Raw genomic sequence first — 3,845 nt, 5'->3', positions numbered from 1 at the left:
ATCGTCGAGGAGGACGGCAATATCAGGCTCGTCTACAAGGACTGGCCGGTGCTTTCCGAAGCCTCCGTCTATGGCGCGCAACTGGCGCTCGCCGCCAAGTTTCAGGGCAAGTATGAAGAGGTTCATCATGCGCTGATGGGCGTTCCGGGCCACAAGGTTACCGAGGCGCAGATGCTCGAAGCCGTGCGCGCCACCAGTGTGGACATGCAGCAATTGCAGGACGATGTGACCGGCCACCACGCCGAGATCGCGGCGCTTCTGGGGCGCACGATGGAGCAGGGCGATGCGCTTGGCCTGATTTCGACGCCGACCTATCTGATCGGCCCGATGATGACGACGACGCTCGACTATGACGGCTTCAAGGAATCGGTGGCGGAGGCCAGACGGCGTCACGCTGCCGGGGAGCGCGTCGAATGAGAAACCTCCCCATCAAGTTCCTTCCGGTCGTCGTGGTCGCCGCGCTCTCGGCCTGTGCGTCGACCGGCGCTCCCCCGCAGCCGCCCGCGCCGAAGCCGGTGCTGGAGGATGCGCGCTACGCCGCCGTCACCGACGAGCCATTTAACGTGCCGGCCGTCAATCTGAGGCAGTTCGATCCCGAATTCCGGCGTCAGCTTGTCGACGATCCGACCGGCGAGCAGCCGGGCACGCTTGTCGTCGATCCCGAAAACCGGTTCCTCTATCTCGTCATGGCGGATGGCAAGGCCATGCGCTACGGCGTCGGCGTGGGGCGCGCGGGCATGGCATGGTCCGGCACGGCCAATGTCGCCTACAAGCGCGAATGGCCGACATGGACGCCGACGCAGAACATGATCAAGCGCGATCCCGACACCTATCAGAAATGGGCGGGCGGCATGGAAGGCGGACCGACGAATCCGCTCGGCGCCCGCGCGCTCTATCTGTTCGAAGACGGCAAGGACACGCTCTACCGTATCCATGGCACCAACGAACCGTGGTCGATCGGTCAGGCAATGTCGTCGGGCTGTATCCGGATGATGAACCAGGACGTCATGGACCTCTATCGCCGCGTCCCGGACGGCGCAAAGGTCGTCGTCCTGCCCGCCACGGGGCAGAGGGGACCGGCTGTCGGCGCAGAAAACAACCAGAGAAATGGTGACCGGTTGAAGAGTGCAAATCCTGTCTGAGCGGGCAGAGATATGTCAATGACCCGCAGGGATACTTCGAATTTGGCGACGCAATGCCAAGACGGAACAAGTATCAAAATTGCAGAAGGCCGGAGCGAAAAACGTCCCGACTGTCATTCGGCGCGGCATCCGGACCCGACACGCTTTAAATCTTTCAAAGACTTATTGTGCCGATCGGCGTCGAACCCCTATGCCGATTTTCGCGCCTGGTATTATTTCGCTGGGCGAGGCGCGTGAAAAGGCTTCCCTCGAGGGATGTCTTGAGGCCAGTCTGACCGGCCACCTGGTGTACACCACCACGCATGCCGGTTCGGTGACGGAAGGCTCGCGGCGAATGGTTGTGAACTTTCCGGCCGAAGAACGCGATGCGCGCGCGTTCGACCTGATCACGTCGCTCCAACTCTTCGCGACTGGCCCAAGGTTGTGAGCTGTCTGATGCAGGAGCAGGCCGACCGCGTTCTTGCCCGCTCCATGCATGACGCAGCACAGCAGAAAGTTGATGAGGGCAAAGTGTCCTATGACGGCGTCAGGCAATTGCTGCCGCGTCCGGTCTTCACGAAGAAGGAAGACATGAAAATTCCCAAGTACCTTCGCCCTGTCAGGGACCGGAAGAACTATGAGGCCGGCGTCGGAGAACGTGCTGTTCGAAAGCTAGTCTGTTGGCCAATCATCTTGCTTCTATGCTTGCCGGCCGCTGCCGTGATGCCGCAATCCGAAATGGCCCTTGGTTTTACCGTAGTCAGTTGGAAAATTTGGTATAATATCTACATTTCATATTATTCAACTTTTGAGTTGAGCCATGTCCCAGCGAGAAGACCACACTGACTCTGCACCAACATCCTCAGATCATCCGGTGCCAAACATGGCACGCCGGAAAGCCATCGGCACCTTGGGCCGAACCATTGCGGCGCTTGCTGTAGCAACCGTGGCCGACCTGCCTGGCAAGGCGGGCGCCAGCACACTGGGCGGGCAGCGTATCGACGATGGACAGCCTGTCGTGTTGAGCAAGCAACGTTTGGATACCTTGGCCCAGCAGTTCTACACAGTTTTCAATGAAGGCGAGGTTCTCCCCTCTTTTTCGGAGGGGGATCACGCAGCGCGTTATGATATCGAACTGCGGCGCATCACGACTTACACGCATATTCCCGAGACCGGTGAGCGGATCAAGGTCAGCGGCTTGCTCGCCACACCGTCTGGGCTGCGCGGCCCGCTACCGGTGGTATCCTGGCAGCACGGCACCATCTTGTCCTTCGACCAGGTGCCGTCCAATCTCATGCGCCTTGCAGACCCGCAAGACAAGCTCCAGGACGGTGTCGACTCGCTTGAAACCCTGTTCATCCTGCACCGGTTGGCAGCGCAAGGCTACGTCGTGATTGCAGCGGACTATCTGGGCAAGGGACCGTATCGAGACGGTCGCAACGAAGCCTATGCCGTGCGCGCTGCGACGGTACAGTGCTGTCATGACGTGCTTGATGCCGGCATGTCCATGCTTGAGCCACTAGGCATCCACCCCTCGAGTTTGTTGCTCAATGGATGGTCTCAGGGAGCGCTCAACTCCCAATGGTTGGGTTTGGAGCTGCACCGACGGGGCATACGCGTAGATGCAGTGGCCGCAGCGAGTCCATTCAACAATCTGCCAGATTCGCTGCGCTACTGGTGCGGCAGCCTGAATTTCTCGTCATCGGGGGCGGAACCATATCCGGCAGTGCCTGCGTGGATGACCCCTTGCCTGGTGATCCTACTGGGCAGCTATCGCACCTATTACAAAGTGCCGGACCTGTTCGATACAGCTATCCGCTCCGAACACCGCGCATTCGCAGAAGCCTACTGGCACGACTACGTGCTCGACGCAAAGATACAGGATGACATGCCGACGGCGTCTGCGTTTTTTGTCGACGGTTTTTTTGAGCGGTTCACTGCGCCGAGCAACACGAGCTTCCTCTCCCATCTGGCACGCAACAGCACGATTTACACGCAATTCGAAATGCCAGTCTCTTTCTACTTCGGCACTGCCGACGAAGCTCTGCCTCCACAACTGGTACAGATGGCGTTGGCCACTGGCGGACGTAACATGAGGGGGGTCCAGGTTCAGAATGCCAGCCACCGCGCAACATTTCTGTCCAGCCTGTATGGTGGCGGTGATGCAATGGGGCACGCAGAGACAGTTCCGGAATGGTTTGACGGCATTCGTAAGGTAAGCATCCGGCGAGGGCCGCGGTTCAGGCCGCCTGAGCGCTCAGCGACTGGGGTGTCCAGTTCCAGGGAAGCAATCGGACGCCTCGAATTACCCCGGCCTGAGCCCTTTGTGACAAGAATTCCGGTCCGTGGGGCTGTTTGTCGGTCATTCCGGTGTCTGAGTTTCGGCCCTTCACCCCCTTGCCAGGGCCTCGTCGTCATGCGCTCGCGCGTCTTCCTGCGAATTCCGATGAAGCCGGCCATGTTTTCCGAAACGAAGGCGGCCACCCATTCCAATTTCATTCCGGCCGGGATTCCGATTTGAAGCCGGCCACCGTTGGGGCTGAACCTGGGTCAGTGTGGATGTTTGGTTCGGGATTTCCTTCCGGTCAAGTCCGCGCTGTATCCGCAGGTGGGTTAGTTCGATTTTTGCGCATGCTTTCGCCCGTTAATTCGATGCGATAGGCATTGTGAACGAGGCGATCGAGGATGGCATCGGCTATGGTGGGATTGCCGATGATTTCATAC

At 59.4% G+C, this 3,845-nt stretch carries 6 protein-coding genes; 5 read left to right on the top strand and 1 reads right to left on the bottom strand.

The window, feature by feature from the left end:
- From AC5DC2_RS20940 to AC5DC2_RS20920, 5 genes are all read left to right on the top strand, one after another.
- On the top strand, positions 1-417 hold a 417-nt coding region (locus AC5DC2_RS20940), incomplete at its 5' end, for a thioredoxin domain-containing protein (protein WP_491699886.1).
- Positions 414-1,142 (top strand): L,D-transpeptidase, encoded by a 729-nt coding sequence (locus AC5DC2_RS20935; RefSeq protein WP_491699885.1) that lies wholly within the window; start codon positions 414-416, stop codon positions 1,140-1,142. The genes AC5DC2_RS20940 and AC5DC2_RS20935, both read left to right, overlap by 4 nt.
- A 190-nt stretch (positions 1,143-1,332) precedes the next feature.
- Complete coding sequence (locus AC5DC2_RS20930) at positions 1,333-1,569, top strand: ATPase, T2SS/T4P/T4SS family (protein WP_491699884.1); 237 nt, start codon at positions 1,333-1,335, stop codon at positions 1,567-1,569.
- Between the two features lie 8 nt (positions 1,570-1,577).
- Positions 1,578-1,967, top strand: coding sequence for a hypothetical protein (locus AC5DC2_RS20925; protein WP_491699883.1), 390 nt, complete (start codon positions 1,578-1,580; stop codon positions 1,965-1,967).
- Positions 1,968-2,004: 37 nt separating this feature from the next.
- Positions 2,005-3,642 carry an alpha/beta hydrolase family protein gene (locus AC5DC2_RS20920; protein WP_491699882.1) on the top strand — a complete coding sequence of 546 codons (1,638 nt, stop codon included), beginning with the start codon at positions 2,005-2,007 and terminating at the stop codon, positions 3,640-3,642.
- A gap of 64 nt (positions 3,643-3,706) precedes the next feature.
- On the opposite strand, the gene AC5DC2_RS20915 is transcribed toward AC5DC2_RS20920, so the two are convergent.
- A partial coding sequence (locus tag AC5DC2_RS20915) for an ATP-binding protein (protein ID WP_491699887.1) occupies positions 3,707-3,845 on the bottom strand: 139 nt, incomplete at its 5' end.

The sequence above is a fragment of the Martelella sp. genome, assembly GCF_984369615.1.
This window is presented reverse-complemented; position numbering and strand designations above follow the sequence as displayed.

Bases quoted from the DNA above. Each gene is read 5' to 3' on its own strand.
- AC5DC2_RS20935 (WP_491699885.1), top strand. From the start codon at position 414: ATGAGAAACCTCCCCATCAAGTTCCTTCCGGTCGTCGTGGTCGCCGCG.
- AC5DC2_RS20920 (WP_491699882.1), top strand. From the start codon at position 2,005: ATGGCACGCCGGAAAGCCATCGGCACCTTGGGCCGAACCATTGCGGCG.
- AC5DC2_RS20930 (WP_491699884.1), top strand. From the start codon at position 1,333: ATGCCGATTTTCGCGCCTGGTATTATTTCGCTGGGCGAGGCGCGTGAA.
- AC5DC2_RS20925 (WP_491699883.1), top strand. From the start codon at position 1,578: ATGCAGGAGCAGGCCGACCGCGTTCTTGCCCGCTCCATGCATGACGCA.